The following is a 597-nucleotide window of genomic DNA, read 5'->3' as shown; positions in this document are numbered from 1 at the left end:
GTTCTTGTCATGTGACTCCCCAAAAGTCGGTGTCCAACTTTCGGGGGTCACTTCAATACATTTGGCATCATGAAATGTACTGCGGGTCTGACCCGCTGGGGCTGAGGTAGCCGCTGAGCCGAATATGGGTTGTAATCGGCTCAGGTTCTGATCCGAATAGGCAGGTTTTTTCGGCTCATGTATATCTGACAAGAACAAGACTGGCCGCGTTTCACGTGGGGTGAGGGTGCTCTGCGCTCCTCGGTTGCTTGATTCTGCCGGCGAGGAATTTGGGGAAGGCATCAACGCCCGGAAGTACCAGTCTCTGGCTAAGGTCAGCAAGGCGACGGCTACGCGGGATTTGACGGACTTAGTGGAGAAAGGTTGTATTTTTCAGTTAGCCGGGGGCGGACGCAGTACCCGCTATGCCTTGTTGCTGCACAGTGACTGATTGACCAAGCCGGTTTGTGACCGGGTTGTTTGTAATGCCGTGCAGGGTGGTTATAATCGGCGCTGCTCAGGATGAGTCTGTTATAACCATTTAAACTTCAGGGACCGAAGTTATGCCCCAGGCAAGCGGATTGCAGTTCACCGCCCGTGTAGGCGAATTCCCCTCTG

Annotated in this window: 1 pseudogene; it reads left to right on the top strand. The window is 53.8% G+C overall.

From position 1 onward, the window contains the following. Positions 1-241 precede the first annotated feature (241 nt). Positions 242-430 (top strand): annotated as a pseudogene (locus tag B9Q17_RS18635) (DUF4172 domain-containing protein); the annotation flags it as partial. Positions 431-597 lie beyond the last annotated feature (167 nt).

It is taken from the genome of Marinobacter vinifirmus (genome assembly GCF_002258215.1).
GTDB classification, from domain to species: Bacteria; Pseudomonadota; Gammaproteobacteria; order Pseudomonadales; family Oleiphilaceae; genus Marinobacter; species Marinobacter vinifirmus.
This window is presented reverse-complemented; position numbering and strand designations above follow the sequence as displayed.